General features: G+C 62.1%; 17 protein-coding genes. 11 read left to right on the forward strand and 6 right to left on the reverse strand.

The annotated features are described in order from the left end of the window. The 9 genes from EOA85_RS08365 to EOA85_RS08405 all read left to right on the forward strand — a co-directional run. A partial coding sequence (locus tag EOA85_RS08365; protein ID WP_127209053.1) for a DUF4893 domain-containing protein occupies nt 1-251 on the forward strand: 251 nt, incomplete at its 5' end. Between the two features lie 282 nt (nt 252-533). Beyond that, nucleotides 534-1,445 (forward strand): fatty acid desaturase, encoded by a 912-nt coding sequence (locus tag EOA85_RS08370; protein WP_245485642.1) that lies wholly within the window; start codon nt 534-536, stop codon nt 1,443-1,445. Between the two features lie 243 nt (nt 1,446-1,688). Beyond that, complete coding sequence (locus tag EOA85_RS08375) at nt 1,689-1,991, forward strand: virulence factor (RefSeq protein WP_127209054.1); 303 nt, start codon at nt 1,689-1,691, stop codon at nt 1,989-1,991. Next, on the forward strand, nt 1,984-2,583 hold the full coding sequence (locus tag EOA85_RS08380; RefSeq protein WP_127209055.1) for a methylenetetrahydrofolate reductase C-terminal domain-containing protein: 600 nt from the start codon (nt 1,984-1,986) through the stop codon (nt 2,581-2,583). The genes EOA85_RS08375 and EOA85_RS08380 overlap by 8 nt, the downstream gene beginning before the upstream one ends. Continuing rightward, on the forward strand, nt 2,580-3,671 hold the full coding sequence (locus EOA85_RS08385) for a methylenetetrahydrofolate reductase (RefSeq protein WP_127209056.1): 1,092 nt from the start codon (nt 2,580-2,582) through the stop codon (nt 3,669-3,671). The genes EOA85_RS08380 and EOA85_RS08385 overlap by 4 nt, the downstream gene beginning before the upstream one ends. 79 nt (nt 3,672-3,750) lie before the next feature. Then, nucleotides 3,751-4,725 carry a methyltetrahydrofolate cobalamin methyltransferase gene (locus EOA85_RS08390; RefSeq protein ID WP_127209057.1) on the forward strand — a complete coding sequence of 325 codons (975 nt, stop codon included), beginning with the start codon at nt 3,751-3,753 and terminating at the stop codon, nt 4,723-4,725. Further along, complete coding sequence (locus EOA85_RS08395) at nt 4,676-6,805, forward strand: ASKHA domain-containing protein (RefSeq protein WP_127209062.1); 2,130 nt, start codon at nt 4,676-4,678, stop codon at nt 6,803-6,805. The genes EOA85_RS08390 and EOA85_RS08395 overlap by 50 nt, the downstream gene beginning before the upstream one ends. Nucleotides 6,806-6,995: 190 nt before the next feature. After that, complete coding sequence (locus EOA85_RS08400) at nt 6,996-7,181, forward strand: hypothetical protein (protein ID WP_029351944.1); 186 nt, start codon at nt 6,996-6,998, stop codon at nt 7,179-7,181. Between the two features lie 262 nt (nt 7,182-7,443). After that, a complete protein-coding gene (locus EOA85_RS08405) occupies nt 7,444-8,427 on the forward strand; it encodes an alpha/beta hydrolase (RefSeq protein WP_095521906.1) in 984 nt (327 codons plus the stop codon). Nucleotide 8,428: 1 nt separating this feature from the next. Here the strand turns inward: EOA85_RS08405 and EOA85_RS08410 are convergent, their stop codons facing one another. Then, nucleotides 8,429-9,328, reverse strand: coding sequence for a LysR substrate-binding domain-containing protein (locus EOA85_RS08410; RefSeq protein ID WP_029351948.1), 900 nt, complete (start codon nt 9,326-9,328; stop codon nt 8,429-8,431). Nucleotides 9,329-9,558: 230 nt separating this feature from the next. On the opposite strand from EOA85_RS08410, the gene EOA85_RS08415 reads away from it, so the two are divergent. Next, nucleotides 9,559-9,747: a hypothetical protein gene (locus EOA85_RS08415; protein ID WP_029351950.1), complete on the forward strand. Its 189-nt coding sequence runs from the start codon at nt 9,559-9,561 to the stop codon at nt 9,745-9,747. Nucleotides 9,748-9,905: 158 nt separating this feature from the next. Here the strand turns inward: EOA85_RS08415 and EOA85_RS37350 are convergent, their stop codons facing one another. Further along, on the reverse strand, nt 9,906-10,268 hold the full coding sequence (locus EOA85_RS37350) for a hypothetical protein (protein WP_164759552.1): 363 nt from the start codon (nt 10,266-10,268) through the stop codon (nt 9,906-9,908). A gap of 239 nt (nt 10,269-10,507) precedes the next feature. Between EOA85_RS37350 and EOA85_RS08425 the strand changes: the two genes are divergently transcribed. Further along, nucleotides 10,508-11,509, forward strand: a complete 1,002-nt coding sequence (locus EOA85_RS08425; RefSeq protein ID WP_029351952.1) for a GlxA family transcriptional regulator — start codon at nt 10,508-10,510, stop codon at nt 11,507-11,509. Nucleotides 11,510-11,586: 77 nt separating this feature from the next. Here EOA85_RS08425 and EOA85_RS08430 read toward each other — a convergent pair whose 3' ends face one another. The 4 genes from EOA85_RS08430 to EOA85_RS08445 form a co-directional block, all read right to left on the reverse strand. Continuing rightward, nucleotides 11,587-12,435 carry a DUF1194 domain-containing protein gene (locus EOA85_RS08430; RefSeq protein WP_127209058.1) on the reverse strand — a complete coding sequence of 283 codons (849 nt, stop codon included), beginning with the start codon at nt 12,433-12,435 and terminating at the stop codon, nt 11,587-11,589. Nucleotides 12,436-12,651: 216 nt separating this feature from the next. Next, nucleotides 12,652-15,213 carry an FAD-dependent oxidoreductase gene (locus tag EOA85_RS08435; protein WP_127209059.1) on the reverse strand — a complete coding sequence of 854 codons (2,562 nt, stop codon included), beginning with the start codon at nt 15,211-15,213 and terminating at the stop codon, nt 12,652-12,654. A 275-nt stretch (nt 15,214-15,488) separates the two neighbouring features. After that, nucleotides 15,489-16,718 carry a DUF2029 domain-containing protein gene (locus EOA85_RS08440; protein ID WP_127209060.1) on the reverse strand — a complete coding sequence of 410 codons (1,230 nt, stop codon included), beginning with the start codon at nt 16,716-16,718 and terminating at the stop codon, nt 15,489-15,491. A gap of 21 nt (nt 16,719-16,739) precedes the next feature. Then, on the reverse strand, nt 16,740-17,709 hold a 970-nt coding region (locus EOA85_RS08445), incomplete at its 5' end, for an aminotransferase class III-fold pyridoxal phosphate-dependent enzyme (RefSeq protein ID WP_164759553.1).

Consider the following 17,709-nt stretch of genomic DNA (forward strand, 5'->3'; position numbering starts at 1 on the left):
GTTCGGGCTGGATGCTGGAAAAAACCACCGGTTCGCAGCGCACCAAGGGGCGTTTCTTCGACGACGGCGAAAAGCGCTCGATCTATCTCGGCTCCCTTTCTGTCAACGACGATCCTGCAAAACCCTATGGCGGCGGCCCGCAAAGCGATCAGGTCGGCTATACCTTTCGCAACAGCGCCAACGAATGGCGCATCGAGTTCCCGGCGCCCTATTACGAATCGAAGCTCGACATCCTTGAATTCAAGCGCTGAGCGCGCGATCCCTGGCTTGCGGCGGCTGCGGCAGGTGCGCCGGCAAGCCTGAGGCAGGCGATATGATTTCAAGCTACGTGCTGCGGCAGGCGGCATTCTCACGCGATAGCATCGAGGCGGTCAGGGATGCGCAGCCGGCAAGCTTGCCATATCATATCCCGGGCCTGCCCTCGAAACAGTGGTCATCCTACGATCTGGTTCTATTTCTGGACCGGCGTAAAACCTGCGTCTGTTACCGAGCGCCGATTTACCGGACGGCGCCCCGGCGATAAGCTTGCCTGTATGAGCGAAATCGACCACCGCACCATCATCGCCAGCCTTTCGGTCGAGGATCGTCGCGACCTCACCGCCAAACTGGACAGGCCCGGCATTGTCCGGCTGACCGTTCACGGCGGGCTGGTTGTCGTGCTGGGCGTGCTGATCGCCGCCCGGATTCCGTTCTGGCCCATTCTCCTGCTGCCGCAGGGGGTGCTGATCGTCTTCTTCTTCACGCTGTTGCACGAGACCATCCACGAAACGGCCTTCAGGACGGCGTGGCTCAATCGGACCATCGCCACCGTGACCGGCTTCCTGATCCTGCTGCCGCCGGCCTGGTTCCGCTATTTCCATTTCGCGCACCACCGCCACACGCATGATCCGGACAACGACCCCGAACTGATGGCGCCGAAACCGGAGACCGTAGTCCAGTACCTGCGTTATCTCTCCGGCGTCCCCTACTGGACCAGCATGGCGCGCGTGATCGTCGTCAACGCGGCCGGCCGCAACCGCGACGGCTTCGTGCCGGAAAAGGGCCGCGACAAGGTGATTTCGGAAGCACGCTTATTTCTGACCGCCTATGCGGTGCTGCTGATGATCTCACTGGCCGTGCAGTCGTCGCTGCTGCTGTGGGTTTGGATTGTGCCGGTGCTCGTCGGCCAGCCGTTCTTGCGGGCCTATTTGTTGGCCGAGCACGCGCTCTGCCCGCATGTCGCCAACATGCTCGAAAACACCCGCACCACCTTTACCACGCGGCTGGTGCGCTTCGTGGCGTGGAACATGCCGTACCACTCCGAGCACCATTCCTATCCGGCCGTTCCCTTTCACCGCCTGCCGCGTTTCCATCAGATCGTCGCCGAACACCTGCGAACAACCGAGCGAGGCTATATCCGCTTCCACAGGAAGCTTGTCGGCAACTTCGATCGTCGCACCGGCTGATCCAAACCAAGCCAAATATCGAAAACTCTCACCTTTCCTTTTGCGGCCTCCAATTGCGTCGCTTTTGAATGCGCGCGCGTCGTCCCATAACAAGCAGCCCAACAGCGCTTCCGGCAATGCTCCGAACCACTGCATCGGCCCGAAAATCGGAATCGATCTCCGGAAAAGTACGATGCAGCTGAGCCAAAGTAGTAGAGCGTCCTTTCCGATTGGACGCACGGCGCTCTACGGGAGTAGGAATTCATGGCCGATCTGATCGTCGTCTACTGGCGCGACATCCCCGCCCAGGTCATCGTCAAGAAAGGCCGGCAGAACGCCAAGCGCGAATTGCCGCTGCGTTTCACCGAGGCGATCGACATGTGTGCGATGCGCACCGGCGCCGGCGGCACCGACGACTACCTGGCCGAATGGCGCAAGGCCGACCCCGTGCCGGTCAGCGATGATCTTGAAGGCGAGGCCGAAAAAGCCCTTCAGGACATCGACGCGAAATACGACCGCGAACGGCTGGTCGCTATGGTTAAAGCGGGCGGGAAAGAAGATGTCTGAAACGACCCCGGCGATTACCCAGGCCACTCTGGTCAAGAAGGCAGCGCCGAAATCCGACTACAAGCCGGCCGACGTGTCGCCGCAGCGGCGCGTGCAGCGCTCCTTCGCGGTCAGGCTGTGGTCCGTCCGCCACTCGCGACTCCTCGAATGGTTCTACGCCAAGTTCTCCGACATGTTTTTGCTCCTCCATCCGCTGTGGAAGCGCATCGGTTACGGCCGCGTCGAAGGTCCGATCAAATTTGTCGAAAAACGCGTCAAGGGTTTTATGTTCGACTGCCGCATGTGCGGCCAGTGCATCCTTTCTTCTACCGGCATGTCGTGCCCGATGAATTGCCCCAAGCAATTGCGCAATGGCCCTTGCGGCGGTGTGCGCGCCAACGGCAATTGCGAGGTCGAGCCTGATATGCCCTGCGTCTGGGTCAAGGCCTGGGAAGGCTCGCGCAACATGAAGCATGGCGACAAGATTCTCGACGTGCAGAAGCCCGTCGACCAGTCGCTGCGTGAGACCTCGGCATGGCTGCGGGTGACGGCACAGGCTGCCGCCGCCCGCGAAGCCTCGCGCAACACCTCTAACCCTGGAGCATCGGCATGATCGGCCGCCAGCGCGACGAGAACCCGGCCGGCATCCACCTGCCACTCGATCCCCTGCCCGGCCACACCTCGCGCGGCCGGCTGGAGCGCGTTCTGAGGCGCGGCGAGTTCGCGGTGACCACCGAACTCAACCCGCCCGACAGCGCCGATCCGGAGGACGTCTACAACCGTGCGAAAATCTTCGACGGCTGGGTCGACGCCATCAACGCCGTCGACGCGTCGGGCGCCAACTGCCACATGTCGTCGGTTGGCATCTGTGCGCTGCTGACCCGCATGGGCTATGCCCCGATCATGCAGATCGCCTGCCGCGACAGGAATCGCATCGCCATCCAGGGCGACGTGCTGGGCGGGGCGGCGATGGGCGTCGCCAACATGCTGTGCCTGACCGGCGACGGCGTGCAGGCCGGCGACCAGCCGGGCGCCAAGCCGGTGTTCGATCTCGACTGTATGTCGCTCCTGGAAACCTGCCGCATCATGCGCGACAACGGCAAGTTCCTGTCCGGCCGCAAGCTGACGACGCCGCCGCAGCTTTTCCTCGGCGCGGCGATCAACCCTTTCGCGCCGCCGATCGATTTCCGCCCCTACCGGCTGGGCAAGAAGATCGCCGCCGGCGCGCAATTCGTGCAGAGCCAGTACTGCTTCGACGTGCCGATGTTCCGCAACTACATGCAGCAGGTCCGCGATCTCGGTTTCACGGAAAAATGCTTCATCCTGTGTGGCGTCGGGCCGCTGGCCTCGGCCAAGACGGCCAAATGGATCCGCTCCAACGTGCCGGGCATTCATATCCCCGATTCGATCGTCAAGCGGCTGGAAGGCGCCCACGACCAGAAGAAGGAAGGCAAGCAGCTCTGCATCGACATCATCAACGAGGTGAAGGAAATTCCCGGCGTCTCCGGCGTCCATGTGATGGCCTATCGTCAGGAGGAATACGTGGCCGAGATCGTCGATGAATCGGGCGTGCTGAAGGGCCGCCAGCCTTGGAAACGCGAAATCCGCCGCGACGACCAGCTCGTCGCCGACAGGCTCGACCACATATTGCACGACGAGATCACCGAAACCCAAGTGGATATGGTCAAGACCGCGCATTGATGACGCGGGCGGTCACCATTCGCTTGATCGAAATCAGAAACGATATAAAGAAGTCTTTATATCACGAGGGAGAGACTTCATGACCCGGACGATCGTCGCCTCGGCGACACGAGAAATCATCATCGGCTTCGACCAGCCCTTCTGCGTGATCGGCGAACGCATCAATCCGACCGGGCGCAAGAAGCTCGCCGCTGAAATGATCGCGGGTAATTTCGACACCGTCATTAGGGATGCGCTGGAACAGGCCGCCTGCGGCGCGACCATGCTCGACGTCAATGCCGGCGTTACCGCCGTCGACCCCAACGCAACCGAACCAGCGCTGCTGGTGCAGACGCTGGAGATCGTGCAGGGCCTGGTCGACCTGCCGCTGTCGATCGACAGTTCGGTGACCGCGGCCATCGAGGCGGCGCTCAAGGTCGCCAAGGGCAGGCCGCTGGTCAATTCCGTCACCGGCGAGGAAGAGAAGCTCGAAGCCATCCTGCCGCTGGTCAAGAAATACAACGTTCCGGTGGTTGCCATCTCCAACGACGAGACAGGCATTTCGATGGATCCGGACGTGCGCTTCGCCGTCGCCAAGAAGATCGTCGAGCGCTGCGCCGATTTCGGCATTCCGGCGCATGACGTGGTCGTCGATCCCCTGGTCATGCCGATCGGCGCGCTGGGCGATGCCGGCCGCCAGGTCTTTGCCCTCCTGCGCCGGCTGCGTGAAGAGCTCAAGGTCAACACCACCTGCGGCCTGTCCAACATCTCGTTCGGCCTGCCGCACCGCCACGGCATCAACGCCGCCTTCATCCCGATGGTGATCGGCGCCGGCATGACCTCGGCGATCATGAACCCGGTGCGGCCGCAGGAGATGGAAGCTGTGCGCGGCGCCAATGTGCTGAACGGCACCGACGAGAACTGCACCAACTGGATCAGGACATACAAGGACTACAAGCCGGCCGAAGGCGGCCAGGCGATCGCGGCGCCCACGCAAGTCAATACGCCGGGTGAAGGCAATGGCAATGGCGGCCGCCGGCGCGGCGGCCGTGAAGCCCGTATGGCCCGGGGATAAGCGCGCAATCGTGAACTCTCCTGCCAACATCACCGATCCGCTCGTGCTGTTCATGCCGTCCGGCAAGCGCGGGCGGTTTCCGGTCGGCACGCCGGTGCTCGATGCCGCACGCCAGCTCGGCGTCTATGTCGAGAGCGTGTGCGGCGGACGCGCCACTTGCGGGCGCTGCCAGGTCGAGGTGCAGGAAGGCAATTTCGCCAAACATAAGATCGTCTCTTCCAACGACCACATCTCGCCCAAGGGTGCCAAGGAGGAGCGCTACGAACGCGTGCGCGGCCTTCCCGAACGACGCCGCCTGTCCTGCTCGGCGCAGATCCTCGGCGATCTCGTCGTCGACGTGCCGCAGGACACGGTCATCAACGCGCAGACCATCCGCAAGGACGCCGACACCAGGGTCATCGCCCGCGATTCGGCAATCCACATGTGCTATGTCGAGATCGAAGAGCCCGACATGCACAAGCCGCTAGGCGATCTCGATCGCCTGAAGATCGCGCTGATGAAGGACTGGGGACTCAAGAGCCTCGATTTCGACGTCCATCTGCTGCCGCAGGTGCAAGGCATCTTGCGCAAAGGCAACTGGACCGCGACCGCCGCCATCCACAAGGATGCCGAAAGTGAGACCGCGCGGGTCATCTCTTTGTGGCCCGGCCTCAAGAACGAGGCCTACGGGCTTGCCTGCGATATCGGCTCGACCACCATCGCCATGCATCTGGTCTCGCTTCTGTCGGGCCGCGTCGCCGCCTCCTCGGGCACGTCGAACCCGCAGATCCGCTTCGGCGAGGATCTGATGAGCCGCGTTTCCTATGTGATGATGAACCCGGACGGTCGCGAAGGCATGACGGTCGCGGTGCGCGAGGCGATCTCTGGTCTCGTCGATAAGGTTTGTGCGGAAGGCAACGTCCAGCGCAACGACATCCTGGATTCCGTCTTCGTCGGCAATCCGATCATGCACCATCTGTTCCTCGGCATCGACCCGACCGAGCTCGGCGGCGCGCCCTTCGCGCTGGCCGTTTCGGGCGCCGTGCACATCAAGGCGTCGGATATCGGCCTGAAGCTCAACCAGGGCGCCAGGCTCTACATGTTACCTTGCATCGCCGGCCATGTCGGCGCCGACGCGGCTGCGGTGACGCTGTCGGAAGGCCCGCACCGCCAGGACGAGATGATGCTGATCGTCGATGTCGGCACCAATGCCGAGATCGTGCTCGGCAATCGCCAGCGGGTCGTGGCGGCCTCCTCGCCCACCGGTCCGGCCTTTGAGGGCGCGGAAATCTCCGGCGGCCAGCGCGCCGCGCCCGGCGCCATCGAGCGCGTGCGCATCGATCCCGATACGCTAGAGCCGAAATACCGCGTCATCGGCTCGGAATTGTGGTCCGACGAGCCCGGCTTCCTCGACAGCGTCCAGGCAACCGGCGTCACTGGTATCTGCGGCTCCGGCATCATCGAGGTGGTGGCCGAAATGTATCTGGCCGGCATCATCTCCGAGGACGGCGTCGTCGATGGCGGGCTCTCCGCCCGCTCGCCGCGGGTCACCGCGAATGGCCGCACCTTCTCCTACGTGCTGAAGGAGGGCGAGCCCAGGATCACCATCACCCAGACCGACGTGCGCGCCATCCAACTCGCCAAGGCCGCGCTTTATGCCGGCATCAAGCTGTTGATGGAAAAGCAGCACACCGATCATGTCGACCGCATCCACTTCGCCGGCGCCTTCGGCTCCTTCATCGATCCGAAATACGCCATGGTGCTGGGACTGATCCCCGACTGCGATCTCGACAAGGTCTCGGCCGTCGGCAATGCCGCCGGTGCCGGCGCGCGCATGGCGCTTTTGAACCGCGGCTATCGCCGCGAGATCGAGGAAACGGTGAGCCGGATCGAGAAGATCGAGACTGCGCTGGAGCCGAAATTCCAGGAGCACTTCGTCTACGCCATGGCGCTGCCGAACAAGGTCGACCCGTTCCCGAAACTTTCGGCGGCGGTGAAACTGCCACCGCGCAAGACGGTCAGCGAAGACGGCATTGCCGGCGACGCCGCCCCCCGGCGGCGTTCACGCGAAGGCCACGCGGCCCGGCGCGGCCGGGGGTAATATCCCGCCGGCGAAAGCAGCACTTCGCCCTCATTCTCGTTTGCATGCAAATGTTTCCGGATCAGCCCAAACTGAAACAAGGCGCTGTTTTCGTGAAATCCACCAGATACATGCGCGGCGCATTTAACCGGCATCGAACGGCAGGCAGGAAATAACTTCCAGCCGCCGCAGCACTCCAAGGGAGATGAAGATGTCGATGTTCGAAAGCCTCGGCCGCTTTGGTACGGCCATCAAGCATGCGCACAACAGGAACAAGTCCGTCCGGGCCCTGAACAGCCTACCGCCCGAAATTCAGAGGGACATCGGCTGGCCAGTGTCGCCGCGCGAAGACCCGCAGGTCACCTTCTCGGCCCTGCTTCTGGGTTCGGCGCGCTGATGACGTTCGCCGACAAATGCAAGCTGCTGGCCAAGCGCCGGAGCCGTCATACGGCTCCGGCGGCAAGCGACCCTCGGTTGCGCGCCGCACTGCTGCACCGGCGCTGAGCATTGCAGCGAGCCATGACCAGCTGCTGGCCTTGATTGCCAGCCAGATCACACCGCCGTGCTGTCTCAGCGCAAATCTTGACATTCTGGGCGAAGGGACGATCTTCGATAGCGGGGGTTCTCTTAGTCGGCTCAACCGAAGTCCGTGTGTCCGCATGCCTAGCCTCAAAAGCCACGTCGTTTCCTTTGTCCTCAGGTATAGCCGCAAGAAAGCCTTTTCCAGTCCGGAAAACCTGCAGCGCTGGATTGCCTATGCGCGCAAGACGGAGAACCATCAGCCGCCTGCCTTGCTCCGATCACGTTTCGACATCACGACGCGCAGCGTGGACGGCTTTCCCGTCTATGAAATCGCGCCAAAGGCTGGCGAGCGGAAGCGTATCCTCTACTTGCATGGCGGCGCCTACGTCTTTGAAATCACGCCGTATCATTGGCGGTTGATCGGCGATATGGCCCGTCGGTTGGGCTTCGGCATCACCGTGCCGATCTACCCGATTGCTCCCGAACACGATTTCCACTCCATGTTCGGCATGGTCGGCAAGGTCTACCGGCAGATGCTCGATGAGACGGAAGCGCAGGACATCGTCTTTATGGGCGATTCCGCCGGCGGCAACATGGCCGTGGTGCTGACCATGATGGCAGCGGAAGACGCCCTGCCCTTGCCGTCACGCCATGTGTTGATCTCGCCCGGCCTCGACGTGTCGCTCGCCAACCCGGAAGTGTTCGAGGCGGAACGCTACGATCCGTGGCTGGGAATTCCGGGCGGGCTAGAGGCGGTCCGGCTCTACAGTGCCGGCATAAATCCCAGCGACTGGCGCATCAGCCCGCTTTACGGTGACCTCTCGGTGTTGCCGAAAACGCTGCTTCTGACCGGTTCGCGCGACATGCTGACGCCCGACAACCTGATCTTCGCGCAAAAGGCCCGTGCCGCCGGTGTCGAAATTGAGGTTGTTCTCGAGCAAGGCATGTTCCATGCATGGCCGCTCATCGACATGCCCGAGGCGCGGCGTGCGCGCGATAGCATCGTGGCGTTTTTGACCAGCGAAACCGAGAGCTATCACGCCAAAGCCGACAAATTGTCACTGCAAAAGACAGATCGCGGCGTCACCGCTCACAACCTGGCTACGCCGTTGAGGTCCTGAATCAAAATTTCCCGGTTTCCCTGAACACTTCGAAGGTCGCACGGATGTGGTCGGCGACCGCCTTCACCGGCGCGCTGGCGTCCGGCGCCACGACCATGGCCAGATTGTAGGTGCCGATATCGGGCATGCCGTCCTTCGGGCAAAGCTCGACCATGTCGCTGCCGAGGAACGATTTCGGCAGCGGCGCTACCGCGAGGTCGGACATGATTGCAGCGCGCTGGCCGGCCGTATGCGCGCTCATATAGGCCACGCGATAGTTGCGGCCTTCGCGGCCGAGCGCTTCGAGCGCCCCGGCCCGCCAGGCACAGCCCTCTTCCCACAATGACACCGGCAGCGGTTCGCGCAGATGCGCGCAGCCGCCCTTGGCGCCGGCCCAGACGATCGGTTCTGTGAGCAGCACTTCGGCGCCGAGCGCGCTGGTCTTATAGGAATTGGTGAGCAGCGTGATGTCGAGCGCCCGGTCGTCCATGCGCCGGCGCAGATTGCTACTCTGGTCGATGGTGACATCGACTGCGATAGAGGGATGCGACTGCGCAAAACGCTTCAAGACATGTGGCAGCACGCGCTCGCCATAATCGTCCGGCGAGCCGAGCCGCACCACCCCGACAATGTCGGGGATGATGAATTTCGACACCACCTCGCGGTTGATAGACAGCAGCCGGCGGGCGTAGCCGAGCAGCATCTCGCCATCCGTGGTCAGCGTCACCGAGCGCGCGTCGCGCGCAAACACGGAGCGGCCGAGAATGTCCTCAAGTTTCTTGATCTGCATGGAGACGGCCGACGGCGTGCGGAAGACGGCATTGGCCGCGGTTGTGAAACTGCCGGTCTCGGCGATTGCCACGAAGGTGCGCAAGACGTCGAGATCAAGCAGCGGCAACGGATGATTGAGTGGGGCGTTCATGGGAAGCAGCCTTCAATTTTTCTGATGCAAACTATCATTCCATTTCGTTTGATTGAACATCACTTTGGTGGGATAGTCAACTCCATCGAAGGCAGGTGTATCGAAAGCGGCCTTGAACGCCCACGACATCGATCTGCAATCGACACGAAATGAAGCTGAACAAACCGGTGTAGCGCTTCGTATGCCGAGCAATCGGCAAGCTCCCGACCCAATGCAAAAGGAGAATGAAAATGTCCATCCTGTCATCCATCGGCCGCATCGCGACCGAATTCAGCGCGGCTCGCGCCCGCTACCAGACTGAACGCGCCATCCGCTCACTGCCGATCGAACTGCAGAAGGATATCGGCTGGCCTGAAGCCGCCGACACCAAGACCGGCACTCGCTATGGGGTTGGATCCTGGGCTGGCGGAGCAAAATAGATCGTGTGTATTCAAAGCTGACGGCCTGTCGCGCAGATCATGCCCGGCAGGCCTTTTTGTTTGCAGTCAAATGTTTTTTGCAGCCATGTCGCCGCTGCATGGCGCATATGAGCGGGCTGCATAGCAGCTCACATTTCGAACTAACGCCTTGTAAATGATCATAAATATTGGGCGGAATGCCCAAAGTTGTCGCATTCCGTGTCGCTTTTCATATCAAGTGCTTCGCTTTTGCGATTTAGTTTCCCCTCACGTAAGCCTATATCAGCGCCAGCCAACGAGCTGCCCCACTCCATCAAGCGAAGGCGACCCGTCTGAGCAACCGAATGGAGATGATGATGAAGCTTTTTGCCCGCCTTTTTTCTCGCCGAGAAATGAACCTGACGACCGCGCTCGAGCGCCAGCGCCTTGCCAACACCATGCCCGGCCAGACCGGCGCCGTGGCCGCCGCACGCCTCGGCTTCGTCGCCTGATCTGACAAGCTCGCAAGCGGCGCTATCGGCTGCTGCTTCGAAGTTGATCACAGCGCCGCTTCGGTTCTGCCGAGGCGGCGCGTTTTGTATGTGCCGACCACATGCCGCATATTTGCTCAAACCGGCGGCATGTTGGGACCGTCGACGCATAGCGATTGCCCATTTGCGACCTATGTCGCAAATAAAGTCTGTCTTTCGCCGCCTAGCCAATTGACAGGAAAGGTTTTTCCTGATGTCGCTATGCTGATCGCGACATCCTGTTCGCGCCATTGCAGCGTGAGGGTTACCCTGTGAACGTCGTAAATCATCCGATCAGGCGATCGTTTGTATTCTTCCTGGTCCCCGATTTCACCATGATCGCCTTTGCAACGGCGCTCGATCCGTTGCGCTCGGCCAACCGGATGCTCGGCTACGAGGCCTATCGTTGGCGGCTCGCCAGCATCGACGGCAAGCCGGTGCGCGCCTCGAACGGCGTCGAATGCGCCGTCAACACTTCGCTGGAGGACGAACGCAAGAAGATGTCCGGCCCCGAACGGCCGAACATGGCGGTCGTTTGCAGCGGCATCAATGTCGAGCGCTACCAGAACAGATCGGCCTTCGCCTGGCTGCGCGAGGAATACAACCGCGGCGTCGCCATCGGCGGCTTGTGTACTGGCGCACATATACTGGCCGCCGCCGGCCTGTTGTCCAACAAGCGCTGCGCCATTCATTGGGAGAACCTGCCGGGTTTTTCCGAGGCGTTCCCGAAGGCCAATGTCTTTGCCGACCTCTTCGAGATTGACCAGAACATCTACACCTGCGCCGGCGGCACCGCGGCGCTCGACATGATGCTGAAGCTGATCGGCGACGATTTCGACGACAACCTCGTCAACCGGGTCTGCGAGCAGGTTTTGACTGACCGCGTACGCAGCCCGACCGATCGCCAGCGCCTGCCGCTGCGTGCGCGCCTTGGCGTGCAGAATTCCAAAGTGCTGACCATCATCGAATTGATGGAAGCAAACCTGTCCGAGCCGCTGTCGCTGATCGAGATTGCCGATCATGTCGACTTGTCGCGCCGCCAGATAGAGCGCCTGTTCCGCACCGAAATGGGACGATCCCCTGCCCGCTACTATCTGGAAATCCGCCTCGACCGGGCCCGGCACTTGCTGATCCAATCATCGATGCCGGTGGTCGAAGTGGCGGTCGCTTGCGGGTTCGTCTCCGCCTCGCATTTCTCCAAATGCTACCGCGAGCTCTATGCGCGCTCGCCGCAGCAGGAGCGCGTCGATCGCAAGCAGTTGCTGGTCGCGTAAAAAGGCAACACCTGGATGGTGTAGACGCCATTGCCTCCCGGAGTGGAGTGTTCGCCAAGTCTAGAACGTCCAGTGCTCTAGCGGCTGTCGAACATCCAGCTTCGGTCGCGCCACATTTTCTCGCCGACCTGACAGTCGGTGGCCGGCTTGCCTTGCGCCAGTATCACCGGCGGATGCGCCGCTTCGTCCGCCACCCATTGCGGTGAGGCAGGCCCGGCAAGCTCGAGCACCAGCTTGCGGCGGATCGCTTCGGGAAACTGCGTCCACTCATTGACCGGGATCATGAACGCGCCGGGCCCACCGATGACGCAGTCGGTGTAGTAGCGGTCGAGATAGTTCACGTCGTAGACACTGCTGAAGCCGCTCCGAGTCATCAGCGGCAGGCCGTTGATGGTGATGCCTTGCTTCACCAGCTCGTCACGGATGATGTCGACGGGAGCACCTTGATTGTTGGGGCCATCGCCTGAAATGTCGATGACGCGCTTGACGCCCTGAAAGCCGCTTTCGGCGAAGAGATCGCTGCCGAATTGCAAGGCACCGGAAATCGAGGTGCGCCGTGCGCTGTTGGGCGCATGGGCGGCGAGCTGTTCGACCACCCGCTCGGCGTCGGCACGATTGGCGATCACCGTCCACGGCACGATGACGTGCTGCCAGGTCGTGCCGGCCCATTCGACATAGGTGACGGCAATCTTGCCATAGGCGCCATCGGCTATCGCCTGCAGTACCGTGTCGTGCGTCAGCGCCGCGACATAACCGCGACGCTGAATTTCGAGCTCCGCCGGTGACATCGACAGCGAAACGTCAACCGCCAGCACCAGTTCGATATCGACGGGTTCGGCGGCGCGGGATTCCGGCGCCAGCCCCAGCATCAGCGCCAGTGCAGCGGCGCCTGAAAGGAGATGTCTTGCGTGGGGAAAAGCAGACATTGCAGCAAGGTAAGCGATAATCGTCGCGCCACAAAGCGAAAAGCCCAGCGCCGGGCTAATGCATGTCGCCAAAAGTGTGCAGCGGTGTGGGGTAAAGACATGCATACAAACAATAATTTAAAGCGCGTCGCATGACTCCCCCTCAGATGCGACGCGCTTTAAGGCTTTGCGTTCACATTTTTGCGAGTCCGCCCCTCACCATCTATTGTGGGAGGCTCAGCTGCGTGGATTGAGGTTCTCCGGGTCGTAGAGCGGCCTGTAGCCGACGGCGGCCACTTCGACCGGGTATGTCTCGCCGAAATATTCGACGTTCAGCTTGCGGCCTTCCTGGCAATACGCCCAGGGCAGATAGGCGAGCGCGATGTTCTTGCCGATGGTCGGGCCATAGGCGATCGAGGTCGTGAACGATCGGCGGCCGAGTTCGTCGACCAGCGTCTCACCCGTTTGCGGGTCCATCACCGGCATCGTGCCGACCGGATAACGGGCTACGCCCCTGGAATCGACATTGTCCGTCATGACAAGCGTGCAAAGCATGGCCGGCTGATGCGCGCGGGCGCGATACTCCAGATGCTTTGCCTTGCCGCTGAAATCAGCCTCCTTGACCTTCGGACGGGCAAGATCGGCCTCCAGCAGATTGTACTCGGTCAAAAGATCCGCGTTCTGCAGGCGCAGGCTCTTCTCCATGCGGCGGCTGTTGGCGTAGGTCTCGACGCCAAAAGCCATCACGCCGGTCAAACGCAACGCGTCCCATACGGCCAGCCCGTCTTCATATCGCATGTGCAGTTCCCAGCCCTGCTCACCGACATAGGAGATGCGGAAAGCGGTCACGTCCTTGCCGCCGATCTTGACGGGCTTGATCGCTGCAAAGGCAAAGTTCTCCGGCGTCAGCCCGTCCGGGTCCTCGACGACCTTCTGCAAGGTTGAGCGCGCGTTCGGACCCCAGATGCCGACGGTCACGTAGTTCTCGGTCACATCGGTGATGGTGACGTCGAACCCTTTGTCTTCTGCCGTCCGCTGCATGTAGTGGAAGTCCCGCGGGCCGGCATCGGCACCGTCGATGACGCGGCACCGGTCGGCCATGCGGATGACGGTCAGGTCGGCGCGCACCATGCCTTCATCGTCGAGGAAATGCGTGTAGATGCCTTTGCCGATATTGCCGTCGCCGCCGATCTTGGCCGCGCACAGCCATTCCATCAGCGCGACATGATCCGGCCCTGCCACGTCGTACATCGCGAAATGCGATAGATTTACGATGCCGCAATCCTCGCTCATGGCGAGATGCTCGGCATTGGAGACGCGCCAGAAATGGCGGTTGTCCCACTCGTTTTCGCGCACCGGCACCCGGTTCCCGTATTTCTCGAGCAGGTGCTCGTTGGCGGCATAGCCATGGGCGCGCTCCCAGCCGCCGAGCTCCATGAAATAGCCGCCGAGTTCCTTCTCGCGCTCCCAGAAAGGCGAGCGGCGCACGTTGCGAGCCTTGGAGAAGGGCTCGCGCGGATGGACGGCGGGATTGTAGACCTTCATCGCCGTTTCGGTGCAGCGGTCCCAGATGAACTGCTCTTGCGTCTGGTGCGGATAGAAGCGCGAATAGTCGATGGCGTGGTGGTCGATCGACGTCCGGCCGTCCGTCATCCAGTCGGCGATAAGCTTGCCCATGCCGGGGCCGTCCTTGACCCATATTGCGACGGCATACCAGAGGCCCCGCACCTTCTGGCTCTCGCCCATAGAGGGGCCGCCGTCTGACGTCACCTGCAGAAGCCCGTTGAAGGAATGGCTCTCATTATAACCCAGTTCGCCCAGGATCGGCGTCAGTTCCATGGCGCGCTCGAGCGGTGCCAGGATCTGTTCCATGTCGAGGTCGCGTTGCGAGGGCGAAAGACGGGCCTGGTGTTTCTCCAGAAGGTCGCGCGGATGGCAAAGGCGCGGATTGGTCTCCTCGTAATAGCCCCATTCGATCTGCCCGCCTTCGGCGGTCTTGGGGTCGCCGGTGTCGCGCATATAGGCCGAGTTGCCCTGGTCGCGCAGCAGCGGCCAGCCGATCTCCTTGCCGGTGCCGGCGAATTCGGTGTAGGGCCCGAAGAAGGTAAGCGGATGGTCGATCGGCATCACCGGCAGGTCCTCGCCCACCATTTCCGCGATCAACCGGCCCCAAATACCCGCGCACACAATCACGTAGTCGGCCTCGATTGTGCCACGGTCGGTCACCACGCCCTTGATACGCCCGTTCTCGACGACGAGCGACTTGGCCGGCGTGTTAGCGAAGGATTTTAGCTTGCCGGAGGCTTCCGCATGATCGACCAGCTTGCCGGCGACCGTTTGCGAGCGCGGGATGACGAGACCGGCATCGGGATCCCACAGGCCGCCCTGCACCTTCTCTTCTTCGATCAGCGGGAATTTCTGCTTGATCTCGGCCGGATCGATCAGGCGGGCACGCGTGCCGAAGGCCTTTGCCGAGGCGATCTTGCGCTTGATCTCCTCCATGCGATCGTCGTCGCCGACGCGAGCGACCTCAAGGCCGCCGATGCGGGCGTAATGGCCCATCTTCTCGTAGAAATCGATGGAATAGAGCGTCGTCCAGCAGGACAGGAAGTCATGGCTGGTCGTGTAGCAGAAGTCGGAGGCGTGCGCCGTCGAGCCGATGTCGGTCGGGATGCCTGATTTGTCGATGCCGACGATGTCGTCCCATCCGCGCTCGATCAGGTGATGGGCGACCGATGCGCCGACAATGCCGCCCAGCCCGACGATGACGACCTTCGCCTTTTCCGGAAACCCTGCCATGCCCGCGACTCCAAAAGTGCTGTTGCGGGCGCCGGCGCCCGCTGACCGGCGCACAATATGCAGACGACGGCCATCGCGCTACCGCCTGTTTGCGACACGCCACAGGTGCGGCGCGACCCCGGCGCATGCCCCCGAAAAATCGGAATCGATTTTCGCCTGGATCATGCGCGGAAAAATTCCACAGCGTCCTTTACGCGCCCAAAAGGACGCGGAGCACTGCAGTTGAGATCAGCTGCTTCAAGGGAAAATGATGCGCACCAGGCTGGAGACGGACCTCATGGTTCATCTCCCGAAACGACGTGCAACACTGGGGCGCGACGCCGTTCGATGCTCGCCCACAGCGCCATGAAGGGGCCGGCGAGCAGCAGGAACGGCGGGATCAGATAGGGAAAGTAGATGCGGGTGTCGTGGATGGGGAAGACGGTGAACTTGGCCAGCGCGCCGAGCACCAGCGCCGCAAACAGGATACCGGCACGGCGGTCGAGCTTGAAGCCGGCGCGGCTGGTCGCATACCACCCCGCCAGCGCCAGCACCGAGACGCCGACCCAGCTGTTCAGGCTGACGGCGCGGACCAGGGAGGCGGCAAGAGCCCGGAGATAGACGACAGCCGAGAAGGGTGGATCGAAACCGTCCATGTTGTAGTGCTGCTCGACGCTAGAGAACCACAGATGCGGCCACCAGCCGGGATGCTGCGCCCAATGCGGGATGGCGAAATAGGCGACCAGGGAGGCGGCAAATCCGGTCAGAGCGCCCCACCCCTTCTGCCGGAAGGCGACCAGCAATGCGGCGAAGATCGCAAGAAAGACGATGTTGTCGGGCCGCGCCATGAAAGCGAGGAAAAGCAGGATCGCGGTGGCCACTTCGCGACGGCGCACATACGCAAAAAGCCCGCCGAGGAACAGCGCGGAGCATAGCAGATCAGGTGTATTTGCCCGCGCCGCGTCACCGAATTCGGCCATGATCAGCACCGCGCCGGCGACCGGCGCCAGCGCTAGGGCGCCTTCGGACCGCAGCCAGAGCAGCGCGATCGCACCGAACAGCAGCACCGACAATACTGAGATCACACGCATCGCCTCAACCGGCGACATCACAGAACTCATCGTCGAAAGGATCTCGGCGTAAAGGAACTTGATCCGGTACATGCCGAGCAGCGAATGGAAGTCGGTGGCATTCCCGGCCATATGACTGCGGAAGCCGCCGCTGTCGTCCGTCAGTGTCTTGTACTCGCCCGCCGAGACGCCGTCCCTAACCGTGCCATAAGCATAGTCGTGCAGCGCCTGCACATCGGGATAGCTGCCCTCCTCGGCGATCGCGAGGTAGGGCAGCATGTCCCAATTGGCGTCGGGGATGAACCATGTCGTCACGGCGATCAACACGATGTAAAGCGCGAAGGCCGCCGCGCCGACCGGTGCGGCAAGACGCGCATAGGTGCCCTCGCCCCATGCCAGACCGGCCTCGGTGACCCGGTCGAGCAGGTTTGTCGAAACGGGAGATTTGGTCAGCATGGTTTCGCTCGGCGGACCTGGCTAGCGGACCTGGCTTTTGACGAAATCCTTCACGATCGACACGATGCCGCGCGACAACAGGCTGTCGAGCGCCTCGACAAAGCGGTCGACATGTTCGCGTTGGCAGATCAACGGCGGTTCGAGACGGATGACATTGCGGTTGTATTCGGTGAAGGCGACGAGCACGTCGTAGTCGCGCAGCAACAGCGCTCCGACGAAGCCGGACAAGGATCCCTTCAGCTTCTCGTCGAGCACGCTGACCACCGGCCGCAGCACCATCGGCAGGGTCTGCGAAAAATCGTGGAATTCCAGCCCGACCATCAGGCCCTTGCCGCGGACCTCCTTGATGATCTTCGGGTATTTTTCCCTCAACGCCTGAAGGCGTTGCAGCAGGTAGTCGCCGGTCACAGCGGCGTTGTCGATGAGCCCCTCGTCGTAAAGCACGTTGAGCGCCTCGATCGAGGTGACGCAGGCCTCACCCATGCCGCCGAAGGTAGCCATGGCGTGGATCATCGCCGTCTTCGGCGTGCCATAGGCCTTCATGTAGACCTCGCGCCTGGCAATCATCGCGCCGACCGCCGCCTTGCCGCCGCCGAGCGATTTTGCCAGCGCCGTCACATCAGGAACGACGCCGTAATGCTCGAAGGCATAGAAACGGCCGGAGCGGCCATAGCCGCACTGCACTTCATCGGCGACCCACAGCACACCGTACTGGTCGCATAGCGCACGCAGCTTCTGCCAGTATTCGGCAGGCGCCTGGATGATGCCGCCACCACCCTGGATGGTTTCCAGCACGATGACGCCGATCTCCGGGTCCGAGCGGAAGGTGCGCTCGACCGCTTCGATGTCGGCGAAAGGGATGCGCACGACATTGTCGGCCACCTTGAAGTCGGCGCGGTAAAGCGAGCCGTCGGTGATCGCCAGCACACCCTTGGTCTTGCCGTGGAAGGAATTCTCGGCATAGACGACCTTTGGCCGCTTCGGGCCGGCG

The organism is Mesorhizobium sp. M5C.F.Ca.IN.020.29.1.1, assembly GCF_003997375.1.
Lineage (GTDB): Bacteria > Pseudomonadota > Alphaproteobacteria > Rhizobiales > Rhizobiaceae > Mesorhizobium > Mesorhizobium wenxiniae.